4 protein-coding genes and 1 pseudogene are annotated in these 20,739 nt (G+C 74.1%); 2 read left to right on the plus strand and 3 right to left on the minus strand.

The window, feature by feature from the left end; all coding sequences use genetic code 11:
• Positions 1-32 precede the first annotated feature (32 nt).
• Positions 33-1,208 carry a cytochrome P450 gene (locus CU044_RS06585; RefSeq protein WP_129767497.1) on the plus strand — a complete coding sequence of 392 codons (1,176 nt, stop codon included), beginning with the start codon at positions 33-35 and terminating at the stop codon, positions 1,206-1,208.
• Between the two features lie 59 nt (positions 1,209-1,267).
• Positions 1,268-1,462, plus strand: a complete 195-nt coding sequence (locus CU044_RS06590; RefSeq protein WP_129767742.1) for a ferredoxin — start codon at positions 1,268-1,270, stop codon at positions 1,460-1,462.
• A gap of 88 nt (positions 1,463-1,550) precedes the next feature.
• On the opposite strand, the gene CU044_RS06595 is transcribed toward CU044_RS06590, so the two are convergent.
• From CU044_RS06595 to CU044_RS06605, 3 genes and pseudogenes are all read right to left on the minus strand, one after another.
• The gene (locus CU044_RS06595; protein ID WP_129767498.1) at positions 1,551-2,735 is read right to left on the minus strand and encodes a cytochrome P450; all 1,185 of its coding nucleotides are present in this window, start codon (positions 2,733-2,735) and stop codon (positions 1,551-1,553) included.
• A gap of 134 nt (positions 2,736-2,869) precedes the next feature.
• Entirely contained in the window at positions 2,870-9,043 is a 6,174-nt protein-coding gene (locus CU044_RS06600) for a type I polyketide synthase (protein WP_129767499.1), read from the minus strand.
• A gap of 51 nt (positions 9,044-9,094) precedes the next feature.
• Positions 9,095-20,713 (minus strand): annotated as a pseudogene (locus CU044_RS06605) (type I polyketide synthase); the annotation flags it as partial.
• Positions 20,714-20,739: the final 26 nt, after the last annotated feature.

Raw genomic sequence — 20,739 nt, forward strand, 5'->3', positions numbered from 1 at the left:
GCGACGTTCCGATCCCCAGGGGAATTGAGAAGATGACAACTACCGACAGGTGCCCGGTCGCCTTCCCGCTGCGGCGGCCCGGCCAGTCCTTTCCGCCGCCGGAGTACCAGGGCTTCCGCGAGCGGGACGGGCTGGTTCGTACGACGCTGCCCTCCGGGGTCCCGGTGTGGCTGGTGACGCGGCACGAAGACGTGCGTACGGTCCTCACCGATCCGCGTATCAGCTCCAACCCCTCGCACCCGGGCTTCCCCCGCGCGGCGAAGACCGGGGGCGTCCCGTCCCAGGACGAGGTGCCCGGCTGGTTCGTGGCGCTGGACCCGCCGGAGCACGGCCGGTTCCGCAAGACGCTGATTCCGGAGTTCACCGTCCGCAAGGTCAGGGAGATGCGGCCGGCCATCCAGCAGATCGTCGACGAGCGCGTCGACGCGATGCTCGCGGCGGGCAACACCGCCGATCTGATCGCGGACTTCGCGCTGTCCGTACCGTCCCTGGTCATCTCCAGTCTGCTCGGGGTGCCCAACGCCGACCGGGACTTCTTCGAGACCAAGACCCGGGTGCTGGTGACGCTCACCTCCACGGACGAGCAGCGGCAGGCCGCGTCCACGGCGCTGCTGCGCTATCTCAACCGGCTGATCACCATCAAGCAGAAGCGGCCGGGCGACGATCTGATCAGTCAGCTGCTGGCCGAGGGGACGCTGAGCAAGCAGGAACTGTCCGGTGTCTCGATGCTGCTGCTGATCGCCGGGCACGAGACGACGGCGAACAACATCGGGCTCGGGGTCGTCACCCTGCTGTCCAACCCGCGGTGGATCGGCGACGAACGGGCGGTAGAGGAGCTGCTGCGCTACTACTCGGTCGCCGACCTGGTCGCCTTCCGGGTGGCCGTCGAGGACGTGGAGATCGGCGGACAGCTCATCAGGGCGGGCGAGGGCATCATCCCGCTGGTCGCCGCGGCCAACCACGACGGGACCGTCTTCGAGCGCCCCGACGAGTTCGACCCGAGCAGGTCCGCACGCTCGCATGTGGCGTTCGGTTACGGCGTGCACCAGTGCCTGGGCCAGAACCTGGTCAGGGTCGAGATGGACATCGCCTACCGGACCCTGTTCGAGCGGATCCCGACGCTGGAACTGGCCGTGCCGGTCGAGGAGTTGCCGCTCAAGTACGACGGAGTGCTGTACGGGCTGCACGCCCTGCCCGTCCGCTGGTAGACCGGCCGGCGCAGGTGAGGGAAGACGCACGACCGCAGGTAACCGACGGAGGAATGATGGTGCGCATCAGCGTGGACACCGAACGCTGTGTGGGAGCGGGGCAGTGTGTGCTGTCCGCTCCCGATGTCTTCGACCAGGACGACTCCGGGATCGTCATGGTCCTGGAGGAGCCCGGGGACGAGCCGGGGCGGGAGGCCGCGCGGCAGGCGGGGCTGATCTGCCCGTCCCGGGCGATCACCGTCGACGAGAGCTGAACGGACGCCGCACACACGTCACGGGCTCTGCCCCCACCGGCGGTGGGGGCAGAGCCCGTGGTGATGTCCCGCCGGGACCGGGTCCGTGCTACCAGGTGACCGGCAGTTCGGTGAGGCCGGACGAGAGCTGGCCGCCCAGCACCTGGAGCTCCTCCACCGGGAGGGCCAGTCGCAGTCCCGGCAGGCGTGTGAAGAGCAGGGTGTACGCCGTCTTCAGCTGCATCCGGGCCAGCGGGGCGCCGATGCAGTGCCACATCCCGTGACCGAACGTCAGATGCGGGTTGGGCGAGCGCGTGATGTCGAACAGCTCCGGGTCGTCGAAGACCTGGGTGTCGAAGTTGGAGAGGGTGAAGTCGAGCAGGACCAGGTCACCGAACCGTATGGTGACCCCGCCGATCTCGACGTCCTCGGTGGCGTACCGCGGCAGCACCGACCCGCCCGCTTTCGCCGCGCGCAGGATCTCCTCCACGGCCCCCGACATCAGCTTCGGGTCCGCCAGCGCCGCGTCGCGCTGCTCGGGGTAGAGGGCGAACAGCACGACACCGAGGTCGATATGGCTGGCGACGGCCTCCAGACCGGCGAAGAGCACCCCGGCCGCTATCGGCCCGATACGCTCGTCCGAGGGCTCGTTCACACACAGCCGGGAGATCACGTCGTCGCCGGGCTCGGCCCTCTTGCGGCCCGCCAGCTCCACCAGATAGCCGAAGAGGTCCTGCTGTCCGTCCTGGACGGTGTCCGGGTCGTCCAGACCGCCCATCCGGGACAGCAGGGTGACGAGCAGGCCGCGGTCCTCGGCGGGCACACCGATGAGTTCACCGAGCACGGACAGCGAGAACGGCAGGGAGAACCCGCCGTGCAGATCGGCGGGCGGCCCCTGGGCGACGAAGCCCTCCAGCAGGCCCTCCGCGATGGCCTCGACCTTCGGCATCATATTGAGCACACGCCGGGCCGAGAAGTTCGGGGTGAGCATCGCGCGGGTCTCGGTGTGCAGCTTCCGTGCCAGCTCGGCGTCGTCGCTGACGAGCATGTCCAGGAACGGGTTCTGGACATAGCGCGGGGCGTTCGCCGGGTCGGGGTGCGCGCGGGCCAGCCGCTCGTCACGGAGCAGTTCCTTGAGTTCGGCGTGGCGGGTCACCAGCCATCCCTCGTCGCCTGCGGGGGTCCGCACCTTGCAGACGGGGCTCCGGGTCTGGAGGTCGCGCAGCAGCGGACTCAGCCGCAGCACGGTGGGCGGCACGCCCCTGAGCGACGGCAGCTCGCGGGATGTGGTCATGGGGTGTCTCTCCTCTGGACGGTCGGTCGGTGGTGCGCGGGTGCCAGGTCCTGTCCGGTCTCCGCTGCCTGTGGGGGCGGGGCCGGGCGGGGCGGCCTCGTACGGCCACCGCCCCGCCCGGCCCCGCCAGGGGGTCATGCCTCGCCGTCGGGCAGGCCGCCGAGCCACTCCTCGATCGTCCGTGCCGTCAGCGCGGAGTGCTCCTTGGCGAGGGACAGATGGTTGGCGCGGATCTCGCGGATGTCGTCCGCGGGGACGCCCGCGGTGTCGAACAGGAAGCCGTCCAGCGACTCCACACACCGCACGAGCATCGTCGGCGCGGTGGTGGGCACCGTCTCGATGTCGGTCATCGCCATGAACCAGTGCGCCATCGCGGAGAGCCTGGCGCTGTTCAGCGTCACCGACGGCGAGTCGATGTCGGCCAGGTAGTACCGGGTGGTCCTGTCGAGGTCCTTGCCCTCGCCCGGCTGGTACCGGATGCTCGCGGTGTCCAGCAGGATCACCGCTTCGGGGCGGATGCCCCAGGTCTCCTCCAGCACGCCTGCGGCCAGATAGGCGAGCGAGCCGCCCGTCGAGTGGCCCACCAGGACGAAGGGTTCGCCGTCGCTGGCGTGCAGGGCGCTCTCCGCCACGATGCGGGCCGCGGCCTCGCTCGTGGCCGGCAGCAGCTCTCCGGGGGCGAACCCCATGAGCGGCAGCGCGGACACATGCCGTTTGCCGCGGAAGTGCGCCGCGATGCGCGCGTACTGGTGTACGCCGCCGGTGGCGCCCGGGGCGCTGACGAAGACCAGCCGGGGGCTGCTCGGGCCGTCCGCCAGGACGACGGGCGCCGACAGCTCCTCCAGGTCGGCGGGGGTCTCGAAGGTCGGCCGGGTGTTGGCGACCGCCTTCAGCATGCGCATGCCCTCGACCATCTTCCCGGCCTTCACCGCCGCGTAGAACAGTCCCTCAAGCGTCTCGTCCCGGTTCAGGGTGCCGCGCGCGGCGGCGGGGGCTCCGGCGGCGGTGCCCGGGGTACCGGCGGCCAGCTGCCCGGCCAGCTCCGCGTGGAGCCGGCGGGCGAGCTTCACGGGCGTCGCGTTGTCGAAGACCACCGAGCTGGGCAGCCGCAGCCCGAGCGCCTCCGCGAGCTGGTTGCGCAGCCCGACGGAGACCAGCGAGTCGAACCCCAGCTCCAGGAAGCCTCGTTCGGGGTCGACACCGCTCGGGTCGGGGTGGCCGAGGAGCGCGGCGGAGTAGCCCACCACCAGTTCGGTGAGCAGGCCCTCCTGCTCGGCCGGGGCCAGCAGCCGCAGCCGCTCGCGCAGGGTGACGGGCGAGCGGTCGGCCGCGGCGGCGGAGCGGCGGGTACGGGGCACCAGCTCCCGCCACAGCGCGGGCAGGGCCTGCTGCTCCTGGAGTCCGGCGACATTGATCCGGGTCGGGACCACCGTGGCCAGGTCCCGGACGAGCGCGGCGTCGAAGAGCGCCAGACCCTCGTCGATGGCCAGCGGAGGCATGCCGCCCCGGGCCATCCGCTCCAGGTCGGCGGCGCTGACATGGCTGGTCATGCCGCTGCCCCGGCCCCAGGGACCCCAGGCGAGGGAGACCGCGGGCAGATCCTGGCTCCTGCGGTGCTGGGCGAGTGCGTCCAAGTAGGCGTTGGCCGCGGCGTAGTTGCCCTGGCCGGGGCCGCCCAGCACACCGGAGACGGAGGAGTAGAGCACGAAGGCGGCCAGATCGAGACCGCGCGTCGCCTCGTGCAGATACCAGGCGGCGTCCACCTTCGGCCGCAGTACGCGCTCCAGCAGCTCCGGCGTCAGCGAGCCGGTCAGGGCGTCGCCCAGCACACCGGCGGTGTGGACGACGGCGGTGAGCGGATGTTCCCCGGGCACACCGGCGATCAGCTCGGTCACCGACGCGCGGTCGCCCAGGTCGCAGGAGACCACGGAGGCTTCGGTGCCCCGCTCGGCCAGGGACGCGAGCAGTTCGGGCACGCCCGGGGCGTCCTGGCCGCTCCTGCTGGCCAGCAGGAGATGCCGTACGCCGTGCTCGGCGGCCAGATGGCGCGCCAGTTCCCTGCCGAGGCCGCCGGTGCCGCCGGTGATCAGAACGGTGCCCTCGGGGTCCCAGGGGCGCGCCGCGCCGCCGGCCGTGGGGGTCCCGTCGTTCTCGGGCAGCCGGGTGAGACGGCCGGCCCTGACCGTGTGGGAGCGTACGACCAGCTGCTGTTCGTCGAGGCCGAGCAGTCCGGGCAGGACCCCCGCCGACAGGAACGCGTCGTCCATGTCGACCAGCAGGAAGCTGCCGGGGTTCTCGGTCTGCGCGGACCGTACGAGGCCCCAGACCGCGGCGGCGGCCACGTCCCTGACGTCCTCGCCGTCGACGGCGACGGCTCCCCGGGTGACGAAGACCAGCCGTGCGCGCGCCAGCGCCGGTTCGTCCAGCCATTCCTGGAGGAGGCCGAGGACGAAGGTGGTGAGGGCGCGTACCGACTCGGGTCCCGCCGCCGCCGGGTCGCCGACCACGGGCACCAGGAAGACATCGGGGGCGACACCGCTGTCGCCGACCGCGCCGGTCAGGGACTCCGCGTACGCGGTGACGGTCTCGTCGGCGCGGTGCATCGCGTAGCCCAGGTCGAGTTCGTCGACGCCGACGACCGCCCAGCGGGTGCCGGTGGCGGCCACCTGCTCGGGGACGGGCACCCAGTCGAGGGTGAGGAACTGGCCGCGCTCGGTGCCGCCGGCCGTGGGCGTGGCCCGGCGGGGCTCGCCGGAGGGCGGGCCCAGGACGAGCGAGTCGGCCGAGAGCACCGGAGCGCCCGTCGCGTCGACCGCGCTCAGCGCCACCTCGTCCGGGCCGGTCGCGGTGAGCCGTACGCGCAGGGCGGAGGCCGCGGCGGCGTGCAGGGTCAGTCCGCTCCAGGACACCGGGACGGCGGCGGGTGCGCCGTCGGGGTCGAGGCAGCCCGCCGCGCGGACGGCGGCGTCCAGCAGCGCCGGGTGGATCCCGAACGCGCCGGCGTCCTCGGCCGCCGAGGGCAGCGCCACCTCCGCGTAGATCTCGCCCTCGCGCCGCCAGACGCCCGACAGCCCCTGGAACACCGGCCCGTGTTCCAGGCCCGCGGCGGTGAGCCGTGCGTCCAGTCCGTCCAGCGCGACGGGCTCGGCATCGCGCGGCGGCCATACGGAGGTGTCGAACCCGCCGGTCTCCTCGGTCTGCCCGGCGGCCGTGAGCACACCTCGGGCGTGCGGCGTCCAGCCGTCCGTGTCGCGGCCGGCGGGCCGGGAGTGCACCGTCAGCGTCCGGTTGCCGGCGTCGTCCGACGCGCCCACCCGTACCTGCACGGTGACCGCGTCGCGCCCGGCCAGTACGAGGGGCGCGGACAGCGTCAGTTCCGCCACCCGGTCCAGGCCCGCCTGGTCGCCCGCCCGGATCGCCAACTCCGCGAAGGCCGCGCCCGGCAGCACGGTCCTGCCGGAGATCCGGTGGTCGGCGAGCCACGGATGCGACTGCGCCGACAGCCTGCCGGTCAGCACGATCTCGTCCGACTCGGCGATGGTGACGGCGGCGCCGAGCAGAGGATGCGCGGCGGCCACCAGACCGAGCCCCGGGGCGTCGCCGCCGACCGCGCGGACCGTGGGCCAGTACCGCTCGCTCCGGAAGGCGTACGTCGGCAGCTCCACCCGGCGCGCGCCGGTGCCGGCGAACAGCCCGGCCCAGTCCACCGCGACACCGCGCGTGTACAGCGCGGCGAGCGCGGTGACGGCCGTGGTCTCCTCGGACCGGTCCTTGCGCAGGAACGGCAGCGCCGTGACGGCCGGGTCCTGGACGGATTCGGGTACGAGGGCGGAGAGCACCGCGTCGGGGCCCAGCTCCAGGAAGGTCCGTACGCCGCGTCCGGCCAGCGTGCGCACACCGTCGCCGAACCGCACGGCCTCGCGGACATGACGGACCCAGTAGCCGGGGTCGGTGAGTTCGCCGGTGGTGGCCACCTCACCGGTCAGGTTCGAGACGACAGGTACGGCCGGCTCCTGGACGGCGAGCCCCGCCACCACCTCGCGGAACGCGTCGAGCATGGGCTCCATCAGCGGCGAGTGGAACGCGTGACTGACCGCGAGCCGGGTGGTCTTGCGGCCGTCGGCCGCCAGCCGGGCCGCGAGGTCGAGCACCGCGGCCTCGTCGCCGGAGACGACCACCGCGTCGGGGCCGTTGACCGCGGCGACCGACACCCGGTCGGTCAGCAGCGGTGTGATCTCGTCCTCGGTGGCCCGGACGGCGGCCATCGCGCCCCCGGCGGGCAGCGCCCGCATCAGCCGGGCGCGTGCGGCGACCAGCCGGCAGGCGTCTTCCAGCGAGAACACCCCGGCCACATGCGCGGCCGTGATCTCGCCGACGGAGTGCCCGGCCAGGAAGTCCGGTGTGACGCCCCAGGAGCGGACCAGCCGGTACAGCGCGACCTCGACGGCGAACAGGGCGGGCTGGGTACGGCCGGTGTCGTTCAGCGCGTCCGCGTCGTCGCCCCAGATGACGTCGCGCAGCGGACGGTCCAACTCGCCGTCCAGCTGGGCCAGTACGGCGTCCAGGGCCTCCGCGAAGACGGGGAAGCGTGCGTACAGCTCCCGGCCCATCCCGATGCGCTGCGAGCCCTGCCCGGAGAAGAGCACGGCGAGCGCGCCCTTGCCCGAGGTCCCGCGCGCCACCTCGACGGGCGCCCCGCCTTCGCTGCCGGGGGTGGCCAGCAGCACCGCGCGGTGCTCGAAGGCGGTGCGGGTCGTGGCGAGCGAGAAGCCGATGTCGAGCGGGTCGCCGCCGGGCTCGTCCGCGAAGGCGCGGATCCGGTCCAGCTGTGCGTCGAGCGCGGCCCCGCCACGGCCCGACACCGGCCAGGGCACTGCCTTCGCCGTCACGGCGGGCTCCGGCTCCGGCTCGGGCTCGTCCGCCGCCCCGGCGGGCGGCGCCTGCTCGATGACCACATGCGCGTTGGTGCCGCTGATACCGAACGACGACACGCCGGCGCGGCGCACCCGGTCGCCCTCCGGCCACGCCACCGGTTCGGTCAGCAGCCGTACGTGACCGGCCGTCCAGTCCACGTGCGAGGAGGGCGCGTCCACGTGCAGCGTCCTCGGCAGCACGCCGTTGCGGAGCGCGAGCACGATCTTCATGACACCCGCGACGCCCGCCGCCGCCTGGGTGTGTCCGATGTTCGACTTGACCGCGCCGAGCCACAGCGGGCGCTCCGGCTCGCGGTCCTGGCCGTAGGTGGCGAGCAGGGCGCCCGCCTCGATCGGATCGCCCAGGGTGGTGCCCGTACCGTGTGCCTCGACCGCGTCCACATCGGACGGGGAGAGTCCGGCGCCGGCCAGCGCCTGGCGGATCACCCGTTGCTGGGAGGGGCCGTTGGGCGCGCTGAGGCCGTTGGACGCGCCGTCCTGGTTGACCGCGCTGCCGCGCAGTACCGCGAGGACGGGGTGCCCGTTGCGCTGGGCGTCGGACAGCCGCTCGACGACCAGCAGGCCGGCGCCCTCGGACCAGGCGGTGCCGTCCGCCGCGTCCGAGAAGGCCTTGCAGCGCCCGTCGGCGGCCAGCCCGCCCTGGACGCTGAACCCGGCGAAGCTGGAGGAGGTCGCCATCACGGTCACCCCGCCGGCCAGCGCCAGCGCGCATTCGCCGTTGCGTACGGCCTGCGCGGCGAGGTGCAGGGTCACCAGCGAGGACGAGCACGCGGTGTCGAGCGTGACCGCGGGGCCTTCGAGTCCGAGGACGAACGAGAGCCGGCCCGACAGGACGCTCGCCGCGAGGCCGTTGCCCGCGTAGCCGCCCATGTCGTCGCGCGAGGCGAGCACCAGGTGCGCGTAGTCCTGGGAGTTGGTGCCGACGAACACACCGGTCCTGCTGCCGCGCAGGGTGGCCGGGTCGATGCCGGAGCGCTCGACGGCCTCCCAGGCCACTTCCAGGAGCAGCCGCTGCTGCGGGTCCATGGCGAGGGCCTCGCGCGGCGAGATGTCGAAGAAGCCCGGGTCGAACCCGGGTGCGTCGTGGACGAAGCCGCCCTCCTGGGTGGCGCTGCTTCCCTCTCCGCCGCCGGCGAGTACGTCCAGGTCCCAGCCGCGGTCGTCGGGGAATCCGGAGATGGCGCTCCGGCCGTCGGCGAGCAGCGCCCACAGATCCTCGGGAGACCGGACCCCGCCCGGGAACCTGCATCCCATCCCGACGATCGCGACCGGTTCGTGGCGGCCGGATTCGGCCTCTTCGAGTCGTTGGCGGGTCTGGTGCAGATCCGTCGTGACCCACTTCAGGTATTCGACGAGTTTCTTTTCGTCCGGCATCGTCCGTGAACCTTCCTCAGATGTATCGCGTGCGAAGGGAGTGGGCCCCTGTCAGGAATCCGTCGACCTGCCGAGCTCGTTGTCGATGAAGGCGAGGATCTCGTCGGCGCTCGCGGCCTCGATCCGTTCGGTGACCACGGCCCCGCCGGTCTCCGGGGCGGCTCCGTCCCACCGCGCGAGCAGCCTGCGCAGCCGTCCGGTGACTCCGGTCCTGGTGACCTCGTCGAGTTCGCCGTCGGTGAGCGCCGCCTCCAGCCTTTCGAGCGCGGCCAGCGGCGAGCCGTCCGTGCCGGAGGTGTCCGCGCCGAACAGCGCCGGCGTCAGATGCGCGGCGACGGCGAGGGGCGTGGGGTGGTCGAACACGAGCGTGGCGGAGAGCCGTACCCCCGTGGCCGTGGTCAGCCTGGTGCGCAGTTCCACCGCCATCAGCGAGTCGAAGCCCAGTCGGCTGAAGTCCCGGTCGGCCGGGACGGCGTCCGGGGTGGCGTGTCCCAGTACGGCGGCGGTCTCGGTCCGCACCAGCTCCACCAGGGCCGCTTCCCGCTCCCCCGCGTCCAGCGCTTCCAGGCGCTCCGTCAGACCGTTGGCACGGCTCCGGGCGGCGGCCGTACGGCGCTTGGCGGGTGTCAGGCCGCGCAGGATCGCCGGGACCTCGGCCGTCGCGGATGCCGTCTCCGGGCCCGTGCCGAACGCGATCCGTACCGGCGCGGCCAGTACGTCGTCGCGGGCGCTCGCCGCGTCGAACAGCGCGAGGCCCTGTTCCACCGAGAGCGGGGCCAGCTCCGAGCGGGACAGCCGGCGCAGCTGGGTGTCGTTCAGGGTGCCCGTCATCCCGGTGTCCGAGGTCCAGGGGCCCCAGGCGAGCGACAGGGCGGGCAGACCGAGGGCGGCGCGGTGCCCCGCCAGCGCGTCCAGGAACGTGTTGGCGGCGGCGTAGTTGCCCTGTCCCTGTCCTCCGGTGATCCCCGCGAACGAGGAATACAGGATGAACCCGGCCAGATCGGGGGCGAGTTCGCGGGTCGCCTCGTGCAGCTCCCAGGCCCCGTCCGCCTTCGGACGCAGTATCCGGTCGATCAGCGCGGGGGTGAGCGAGCCGATGGTGGCGTCGCCGAGCACGGCGGCGGTGTGCACCACGGCGGTCAGCGGGTGTGCGGCCGGTACGGCGGCCAGCAGCGCGTCGAGCGCCGTACGGTCGGCGACGTCGCAGGCGGCGACGGTGATCTCGGCGCCGTGTGCGGTCAGTTCGGCCCGCAGCTCCTCGGCGCCGGGCGCGTCGGGGCCGCTCCTGCCTGCCAGCAGCAGGTGCTTCATGCCGTGCGCGGTCACCAGATGCCTGGCGAGTGCGCTGCCGAGGCCGCCGGTGCCGCCGGTGATCAGGACCGTACCGTCACGGTCCCACGAGCGGGCCCGGCCGGACGGCGGGGTGACGCCGCTCTCGGGCATCCTGGCGAGCCGGGCGACCCGCAGGGCGCCGTCGCGCAGCGCCACCTGGGTCTCACCTGCCTCCAGGAGTCCGGGCAGGGCGGCGAGGGCCTTGCCCAGGACATCGGTGGCGTCGAGGTCGTCGAGGTCGAGCAGCGGGAAGGAGCCGGGCTCCTCCGACTGGGCGGAGCGGACCAGGCCCCATACGGGGGCGGCGGCCAGGTCCTGTACGTCCTCGGCGCCGACGCCGACCGCGCGGCGGGTGACGAACACCAGCCGCGACCGCGCGGTCCGTGGATCGGCGGACCAGGCGTGCAGCAGGTCGAGGGCGGCGGCCGTCGTGGTCCGCAGTGCCGCGGACATCGGCCCGGCGCCGGACGGGTCCCCGATGACCGGTGCCAGCACGAGGTCCGGCAACACCCCTTCGGTGCCGAGGAGTTCGGCCAGGGATCCGGCGCGTACGGCGGGCACTCCGTCCGCCGTACGCGCCGCGTCCAGCGCGGTCGCCAGGCCCACCGGGTCCGCGCCGACGACCGCCCAGCGGAGGCCGGCGGGGGACACGGGGACCGCTGGGGCGGGCGCCGGGGCGGGCGCCGCCTCCCAGACCACGCCGAACAGCGAGGCCGCCTCGCCGCCCGCTCCCGCCGCGACGGGAGCCGCGGCGGCGGCCGGGCGCAGGGCGAGCGAGCGTACGGAGATCACCGGCGCGCCGTCCACGTCGACGGCCGCCAGCGACACGGTGTCACGGCCGGTGGCGGTCAGCCGTACGCGCAGCGCCGTGGCGGCGCCCGCGTGCAGGGTCAGCCCGTGCCAGGCGAACGCTTCGACGTCCCCGGCCGTGGTGACGTCGTCCAGCAGTCCCGCCGCGCGGACGGCGGCGTCCAGCAGGGTCGGATGGATCGTGAACGCGCCGGCGCCGCCGGCCTCTTCGTCCAGCGCGACCTCCGTGAACACCGCGCCGTCCCGCCGCCAGGCGGTGCGCGGACCGGCGTCGTCCCGCTCGAACGCGACGGCCTGGGCACCGGCCGGCGGCCAGAGGGAGGTGTCGAACTCCGTGTCCGGTGCCGCGGCCCCGCCACCGGCGGCCAGCACGCCGGTGGCGTGCCGGATCCACGGAAGATCCGGTCCGGCCTCCGGGCGGGCGTGCACGTCCAGGGTGCGGCGGCCGGTCCCGTCGGCTGCGCCCACCCGTACCTGGATCCGTACCGCGCCCTTCTCGGGCACGAACAGCCCGGTCTCCACGGTCAGTTCCTCGATCAGCCCGCAGCCCGCCTCGTCACCGGCGCGTACGGCCAGCTCGGCGAAGGCCGCCGCGGGCAGCGGCACGGGCCCGTCGGAGATCCGGTGAGCCTCCAGCCAGGGGAGCGCGGGGAGCGCCAGCCGGCCCGTCAGCACCACGTCGTCGGAGCCGGCCACCGTCATCGCCGCGCCCAGCAGCGGATGTCCCGCGGCCACCAGGCCGAGGCCGGAGGCGTCGCCCGGCGCGGCCTGTGCCACCGAGGGCCAGTAGCGCTCGCGCTGGAAGGCGTAGGTCGGCAGCTCCACCCGGCGCGCGCCCGTGCCGGCGAAGATCCCGGCCCAGTGGGTGGGGACACCGTGCGCGTGCAGCTGGGCGAGCGCGGTGACGGCTGTCAGTTCCTCGGACCTGTCCTTGCGCAGGACGGGCACGACGACCGTGTCGTCCGGTACGGACGCGCGGACCAGGGCGGAGAGCACGCCGTCCGGGCCCAGCTCCAGGAACGTGCCGACTCCCTTGCCCGCGAGGGTCCGTACGCCGTCGGCGAAGCGGACCGCCTCGCGGACGTGCCGTACCCAGTAGTCGGCGCGGGAGAGTTCACCGGCCGTGGCCGGCTCGCCGGTCAGGTTCGAGACGACCGGGATCCGGGGCTCCTCGAAGGTGACCTTCTCGGCGACCACCCGGAACGCGTCGAGCATCGGGTCCATCAGGGGCGAGTGGAACGCGTGGCTCACCGGGAGCCGGTTCGTCCTGCGTCCGCCGTCCGCCAGGCGCCGCGCGGTCGTCAGGACCTGGTCCTCGGCGCCGGAGACGACCACCGCCGTGGGTCCGTTGACGGCGGCGATCGCGACCTCGGGGGAGAGCAGCGGCCGTACCTCGTCCTCGGTGGCCTCCACGGCGACCATGGCACCGCCCTCGGGCAGCGCCTCCATCAGCCGGGCGCGGGCCGCGACCAGCCGGGCCGCGTCCGCGAGCGAGAACACTCCGGCCACGTGCGCGGCGGCGATCTCACCGATCGAGTGACCCGCCACGAAGTCCGGGACCACACCCCACGACTCCACCAGCCGGAACAGCGCCACCTCGACCGCGAACAGCGCGGGCTGGGTGTACGCGGTGCGGTTCAGCGTGCCGGCGTCGTCCCCCCAGATCACCTCGCGCAGCGGGCGGTCCAACTCGCCGTCCAGATGGGCGAGTACGGAGTCGAGCGCGTCGGCGAAGACCGGGAAGCGCTCGTACAGCTCGCGGCCCATTCCCGGCCGCTGGCTGCCCTGGCCGGAGAAGAGGACCGCCGTCGGCCGTTCCCCGGCCACTCCCCTGGCGACCTGCGGCGCGGACGGGTCCGCGGACGCGCCGTCGCCCGGAGCGATGAGCACGGCCCGGTGCTCGAAGGCCGACCGGCTCCCGGCCAGCGAGAAACCGAGGTCGAGCGGGGAGAGCCCGGGGCGGTCCGCCACGAAGGAGCGCAGCCGGTCCAGCTGCGCGTCCAGCGCGGCCTCGCTCTTGGCCGAGACGGGCCACGGCACGGCGGCCGGCGTCACCTCGGAAGCCGGGGCCGGTGCCACCGGCTCGGCGGGCGGGGCCTGTTCCAGGATCACGTGCGCGTTGGTGCCGCTGATCCCGAAGGACGACACACCGGCCCTGCGGGCGTGCCCGGTCTCCGGCCACTCCCGCCGCCCGGTGACCAGCTCCACCGCGCCTGACGACCAGTCGACCCGGGTCGAGGGCTCGCTGACGTGCAGTGTCCGGGGCAGCTCGCCGTGCCGGAGCGCCAGCACCATCTTCAGTACACCGGCGACGCCCGCGGCGGCCTGCGTATGCCCGAGGTTCGACTTCACGGAGCCGAGCAGCAGCGGCAGCCCGGGGTCGCGGTCACGTCCGTACGTCGCGAGGAGGGCGCCCGCCTCGATGGGGTCGCCCAGGGTGGTGCCGGTGCCATGGGCCTCGACGGCGTCCACGTCCGCGGGGGTGAGCCCGCCGGCGGCGAGGGCCTGGCGGATCACCCGCTGCTGGGAGGGGCCGTTGGGGGCGGTCAGTCCGTTCGACGCGCCGTCCTGGTTGACGGCGGAACCGCGCAGCACGGCCAGGACCTCGTGGCCGGCGCGCCGGGCGTCGGACAGCCGCTCGACGACCACCACGCCGACGCCCTCCGACCAGCCGGTGCCGTCGGCCGAGTCGGAGAACGCCTTGCAGCGCCCGTCCGGGGCCAGCCCGCCCTGGCGGGTGAACCCGGCGAAGCTGGTCGAGGTCGACATGACGGTGACACCGCCGACCAGCGCCATGGAGCACTCCCCCGCGCGCAGCGCCTGGGCGGCCCAGTGCAGCGCGACCAGCGAGGAGGAGCAGGCGGTGTCCACGGTGACGGCGGGGCCTTCGAGGCCGAAGGCGTAGGAGAGCCTGCCGGAGATGACGCTTGCGGCCAGACCGGTGCCCGCGTGCCCCTCCACGTCCTCGTTCGCCCGGAGGATCAGGTTGGCGTAGTCCTGTCCGTTGGTGCCGACGAACACCCCGGTCCGGCTGCCGCGCAGCGAGGCCGGGTCGGTCCCGGTGCGCTCGAACGCCTCCCACGCGGTCTCCAGCAGCAGCCGCTGCTGCGGATCCATGGCGAGGGCCTCGCGCGGCGAGATGCCGAAGAAGTCCGGATCGAAGTCGGCGGCCTCGTAGAGGAAACCGCCCTCGCGCGTGGCACTGCGGCCCTGGCCGTCGCCCGCGAGGACGTCGAGGTTCCAGCCGCGGTCCGTGGGGAACTCCGCGATGCCGTCCCGGCCTTCGGTGAGCAGCCGCCACAGATCCTCGGGCGAGCGCACGCCGCCGGGGAAACGGCAGGCCATGCCGACGATGACGACCGGGTCGTCGGTGGCCTCGGCGGAGGCGGGGGAAACGGTGCCGGGGGCGTCGGGGCCCGTCCGCTCCCCGGCCTCCTCGCCGAGCAGTTCGGTGAGGAGATGACCGGCGAGCGCGAGCGGGTTCGGATAGTCGAAGACCAGGCCGGCGGGGAGGGCCAGACCGGTCGTCTCCGTGAGCCGGTTGCTCAGTTCGACGGCGGTCAGCGAGTCGAAGCCGAGGTCGCGGAAGGCCTTGTCGCCCCTGATCGCGTCGGCTCCGGTGTGTCCCAGTACGGCCGCCGCCTGGGTACGGACGACGGTGAGCAGTACGGAGCTCCGGTCGGCCCCGGCCGCCGCGCGCAGCCGCTCACGGAGCCCGGACGCGGCCGACTCGCTCTCCCGCCGCGCTTCCCGTACCGCGGTCAGCGCCGTGCGCGCCTCGGGCAGACCGGCGAGCAGCGGGCTGGGGCGCAGACTCAGCAGCGCGCTCAGCAGCCGCGGCTGCTGGAGGTCGGCGAGGACCACGGTCGGCTCGGGCTCCACCACGACACGGAGCAGCGCGGAGACCGCGAGGGCGGGGTCGAGCGCGCCGGAGCCTGTCTTCGAAGTGGCGCCGTCCGCCTGGTGGGCGGCCATGCCGAGGTGGGTGCCGTGCGCGGCCATGCCGTCGCCGTCCCACGCGCCCCAGGCGATCGAGGTCGCCGGCAGACCGAGCGACCTGCGCCGCTCGGCCAGAGCGTCGAGAACGGTGTTGGCGGCGGCGTAGTTGGCCTGGCCGGGGTTGCCCACGGCGCCCGCCACCGAGGAGAACAGCGCGAACACCGTCAGGTCGAGATCCCGGGTCAGTTCGTCGAGCAGCAGCGCCGAGGCGACCTTCGCGCGGAACACCGTCTCGAACCGTTCGGCCGTCAGCCCTGCCAGCACGCCGTCGTCCAGGACACCCGCCGTGTGCACCACGCCCGTCAGCGGGCTGTCCTCGGGGACCTCGGCGAGGACCCGCGTGAGCTGCTCCCTGTCCGCGGCGTCGCAGGCGGTGAGGGTGACCCGGGCGCCGAGAGCGGTCAGTTCCGCCCGCAGTTCCTCGGCGCCGGGCGCCCGGGGGCCGCGGCGGCTCAGGAGGACGAGATGCCGGACGCCCTCGCTCGCCAGCCGGCGGGCGACCCGGGCGCCGAGCGCGCCCGTACCGCCGGTGATGAGCACGGTGCCGGACGGCTGCCACCGCTCCTCGGCTGACCCGGCGCCCTCCTCGGTGCCGGGCGCGGGCACCATCCTGCGGCCGAACACGCCCGAGGCGCGGACGGCCACCTGGTCCTCGCCGTCCCGGCCGCCCAGGACGGCGAGGAACCGCCGTACGGACCGCTCGTCCAGTTCCTCGGGCAGATCGGCCAGCCCGCCCCACTGGCGGGGGTGTTCGAGCGCCGCGACCCGGCCGAGGCCCCAGACGGCGGCCTGCGCCGGACTGGTGGGCGGCTCGGAGCGTACGGGTGAGACGGCGCCGCGCGTGACGGCCCAGAGGGGGGCCGCGATCCCCGCGTCGCCGAGCGTGCGCAGGAGCGCGGCGGTGGCGATCAGCCCGGCGGGCACACCGGCGGGGCCGGCCGTCTCGTCCAGGGCGAGCAGCGACACCACACCCGTGATCTCCGCCGGGGCGCCCGAGGCGGCCTCGGCCATCCGGGCGACCAGACTGCCGGACGGGCCGACGCCGGACGCGTCGATGTCGGAAGCGTCGATGTCGACCCGTACGGCCGCCGGGCCGAGCCCGTCGATCAGCGCGGTCACCCACGCGCCGGCGACCGGTGCCGGGGGCGCCAGGACCAGCCAGGTGCCGGCCAGGGCGGCCGCGGAGCCGCTGACGGTCAGCGGCTTCCAGCTCTCCCGGTAGCGCCACGCGTCCACGGTGGAACGGGCCTTGCGCCGGTTACGCCACGACGACAGCGCGGGCAGTACGGCCCCGAGCGAATCGCCGTCCACGTCGAGGCCGGCCGCGAGGGACTCCAGGTCCTCCCGCTCCACCGCGGCCCAGAACTCCGCGTCGGCCGGGTCCGTGCCGTCGGCGGGCGCGGCCTCGACCACCTCGGGCCAGAACCGTTCGCGCTGGAAGGCGTAGGTGGGCAGATCGACCTGCCGCGCGCCGGTGCCCGCGAGGACCCCGGTCCAGTCGACGGCGACGCCCGCGACATGCAGCCGGGCCACCGCGGTGACCAGCGCGGCTTCTTCGTCACGGTCCTTGCGCAGCGCCGGAACCACCACGGCGCCGGCGGGCAGGGACTCGCGCGCCATCGCGGAGAGCACCCCGTCCGGGCCCAGCTCCAGGAACGTACCGACACCGCGGTCGGCGAGCGCGCGCACCCCGTCGGCGAAGCGCACGGCCTCGCGGACCTGGCGTACCCAGTACTCGGCCGAGGACAGCTCGCCTGCCGGCGCCGGTCCGCCCGTCAGTCCCGACACGACGGGAAGGGACGGTTCGGCGTAGGCAAGGCCCTCCGCGACGGTGCGGAACTCGTCCAGCATCGGGTCCATCAGCGGCGAGTGGAACGCGTGCGAGACCCGGAGCCCGCTCGTCCTGCGCCCCTGGGCCTCCAGTTGGGCCGCCACTTCCAGCACGGTGTCCTCCGCGCCGGAGATCACCACCGACGAGGGGCCGTTGACGGCGGCGATCGACACCCCGGCCGACAGCAGCGGCAGCACCTCCGCCTCGGTGGCCCGTACGGCGACCATCGCGCCGCCGGCCGGCAGCGCCGCCATCAGCCGGGCACGGGCCGCCACCAGACGGGCCGCGTCGGCCAGGGAGAACACCCCCGCCACATGCGCCGCCGCGATCTCACCGATCGAGTGACCGGCGACGAAGTCCGGGCGCACACCCCACGATTCCACCAGCCGGAACAGCGCCACCTCCACCGCGAACAGCGCGGGCTGCGCGAAGCCGGTGTCGTTGAGCGCCTCCGCGTCGTCGCCCCACATCACGTCACGCGGCGAACGCTCCGGCCCGGACGTCAACTCGGCGTCCAGCGCGGTCAGTACGGAGTCCAGCGCCTCGGCGAAGACGGGGAACCGGCCGTAGAGCTCACGGCCCATGCCCAGCCGCTGCGCACCCTGGCCGGAGAACAGCACCGCCGATGAGCGCTCGGTGGCGAGGCCGCGGGCGACGTCCGAGACGCCCTCGTCGGTCGCCAGCAGTACCGCGCGGTGCTCGAAGACCGAACGGCTCGTCGCCAGCGAGTGGCCGACGTCCACGGCGGAGCACTCGGGGTGCTTCCGCGCGAAGGCCCTGAGCCGTTCGAGCTGTCCGTCCAGCGCCGCTTCGCTCCTGGCCGAGACGAGCCACGGCACGGCGCGCGGGACGGCCACGGGTGCGACCGGCGCGCTGTCGGCGCTGTCCCGGTCCGTCTCCGGGCCTGCCTGCCGGTCCGGGCCGGCCTGCTCCGCCCCGTCCGCCTGCCGGTCCGGGCCGGCCTGCTCCGCCCCGTCCGCCTGCCGCTCGGTGCCCGCCTGCTCCAGCACCACATGCGCGTTCGTGCCGCTGATCCCGAAGGACGAGACGCCCGCCCGGCGGGCGCGTCCGGTCTCCGGCCACGCGGTGGTGTCGGCGAGCAGTTCGACGGCCCCCGCCGACCAGTCGACATGGCTCGACGGCTCGGTCAGGTGCAGCGTCCTCGGCAGCGTCCCGTGGCGCAGCGCCATCACCATCTTCACCAGACCGGCGGCGCCCGCGGCGGCCTGGGTGTGGCCGATGTTGGACTTCACGGAGCCCAGCAGCAGCGGCAGGTCCTGGTCGCGGTCCTGGCCGTAGGTGGCCAGCAGCGCCTGTGCCTCGATCGGGTCACCGAGCGGTGTGCCGGTGCCGTGCGCCTCCACCGCGTCCACCTCGGCCGGGGAGAGCCCGGCGTTGGCGAGCGCCTGCCGGATCACCCGCTGCTGCGCGGGCCCGTTGGGGGCCGTCAGACCGTTCGAGGCGCCGTCCTGGTTGACGGCGCTGCCCCGTACGACCGCCAGGACCCGGTGTCCGTTGCGCCGCGCGTCCGACAGCCGCTCCAGGACCAGCACGGCCGCGCCCTCGGACCAGCCGGTGCCGTCGGCGGACTCGGAGAACGCCTTGCAGCGGCCGTCCCCGGCCAGTCCGCCCATCCGGGAGAAGCCGGCGAAATTCGCGGAGGTGGTCATCACCGTCACACCGCCCGCGAGGGCGAGCGAGCACTCACCACCGCGCAGCGCCTGGGCGGCGAGGTGCAGCGAGACGAGCGACGACGAGCAGGCCGTGTCGACCGACATCGCCGGGCCTTCCAGCCCCAGCGCGTAGGCGAGCCTGCCGGAGACGACGCTGACCGCGAGGCCGGTGGTGGCATGGCCCGCCATGTCGTCCTTCGACCGCATGACAAGACCGGCGTAGTCCTGGCCGCTTACACCGACGAAGACGCCGGTGCGGCTGCCGCGCAGGGTGGCCGGGGCGATGCCCGCGCGTTCCGCCGCCTCCCAGGCGACTTCGAGCAGGACGCGCTGCTGCGGGTCCATGGCGAGGGCCTCGCGCGGCGAGATGCCGAAGAATCCGGCGTCGAAGTCGGCGACGTCCCGCAGGAATCCGCCCTGGCCCTCGATCGCGCCGATGGAGGCGTCGGCCTCCCAGCCCCGGTCGTCGGGGAAGCCGGAGATGGCGTCGCCGCCGGAGAGCACCAGCTCCCAGAGTCCTTCGGGGGACTCCACGCCGCCGGGGAAGCGGCAGCTCATGCCGACGATCGCGATCGGATCGTCGGTGGCGTCGGCGCTGTCGCGGGACTCGCGCGCGGTGACGGCCGCGATGTCGTCCTCGCCGACCAGTTCATCGAGGAGGTACGCGGCGAGCCTGGCCGGTGTCGGGTAGTCGAAGATGAGGGTGGCGGGCAGGGTCAGTCCGGTGGCGGACGCCAGCCGGTTGCGCAGTTCGACAGCCGTCAGGGAGTCGAAGCCGAGCTGCCTGAACTCCCGTTCCACGGCGATGGCCTCGGGCGAGGAGTGCGCCAGCACCGCCGCCGCCTCGGCGCGGACGAGATCGGCCAGCAGCCGGGGCCGCTCGTTCTCGCGCAGCGCGGCCAGCCGCTCGACGAGGCCCGCGCGGGACACTCCGGCGGCTCCGCTCTTCGCGGCGCGGCGGCCGGTCCGTACGAGTCCGCGCAGGAGGGCCGGGACACCGGCCGCCGAGGGGATCGCGCCGTCGCCGAGGGAGAGCGGGACGATCAGCGGCTCGTCGCTCGTGGTGGCGGCGTCGAACAGGGCCAGGCCCTGTTCCACCGGGAGCAGCGGCATTCCGGAGCCGCCGCTGACCCGGCGTACGTCCTGGTCCTCCAGCGTGCTGGTCATGCCCACGCCCTGCTCCCAGGCGCCCCAGGCCAGTGACAGCGCGGGCAGCCCATGGGCGCGGCGGTGCGCGGCCAGGGCGTCCAGGAAGGTGTTGCCTCCCGCGTAGTTGGCCTGTCCGGGGCTGCCCATGACACCGGCGGTGGACGAGTACAGCACGAACGCGGCCAGGTCGAGATCGCGGGTCAGCTCATGGAGATTCCATGCCGCGTCGACCTTGGGACGCAGCACACGGGCCAGGCGGTCGGGGGTCAGCGAGCCGACGATGCCGTCGTCCAGCACACCCGCCGTGTGCACCACGGCCGTCAGCGGGTGCGCGGCGGGCACGGACGCCAGCAGCCCGGCCAGCGCCGCCCGGTCCGCCACGTCGCAGGCGGCGACCGAGACCTCGGCCCCCTGGGTCCGCAGCTCCGCGGCCAGTTCGGCGGCTCCGGGGGCCTCCGCTCCGCGCCTGCTGGTGAGCAGCAGGTGCCGTACGCCGCGCTCGGCCACCAGGTGGCGGGCCAGCACACCGCCCAGACCGCCCGTACCACCGGTGATCAGGACCGTGCCCTCGGGATTCCATACGGGCGGCATGGTCAGCACGATCTTGCCGATGTGCTTGGCCATGCTCATGAAGCGGAACGCGTCGCGCGCCCGGCGTACGTCCCACGACCGCACCGGCAGCGGCTCCAGTACGCCGATTTCGAACAGTTCGCCCAGCGTGAGCAGCATCCGCTGGATGCCCTCGGGGTCGACCCAGCCGAGGTCGAAGGACTGGTAGTGCACGCCGTCGGGCAGGTCGGCTGTCTCCCGGATGTCGGTCTTGCCCATCTCCAGGAACCGGCCGCCGGGACCGGTCAGCCGCAGCGACGCGTCCACGAACTCACCGGCCAGCGAGTTCAGCA

This window comes from Streptomyces sp. L-9-10 (assembly GCF_004151105.1).
GTDB lineage: Bacteria > Actinomycetota > Actinomycetes > Streptomycetales > Streptomycetaceae > Streptomyces.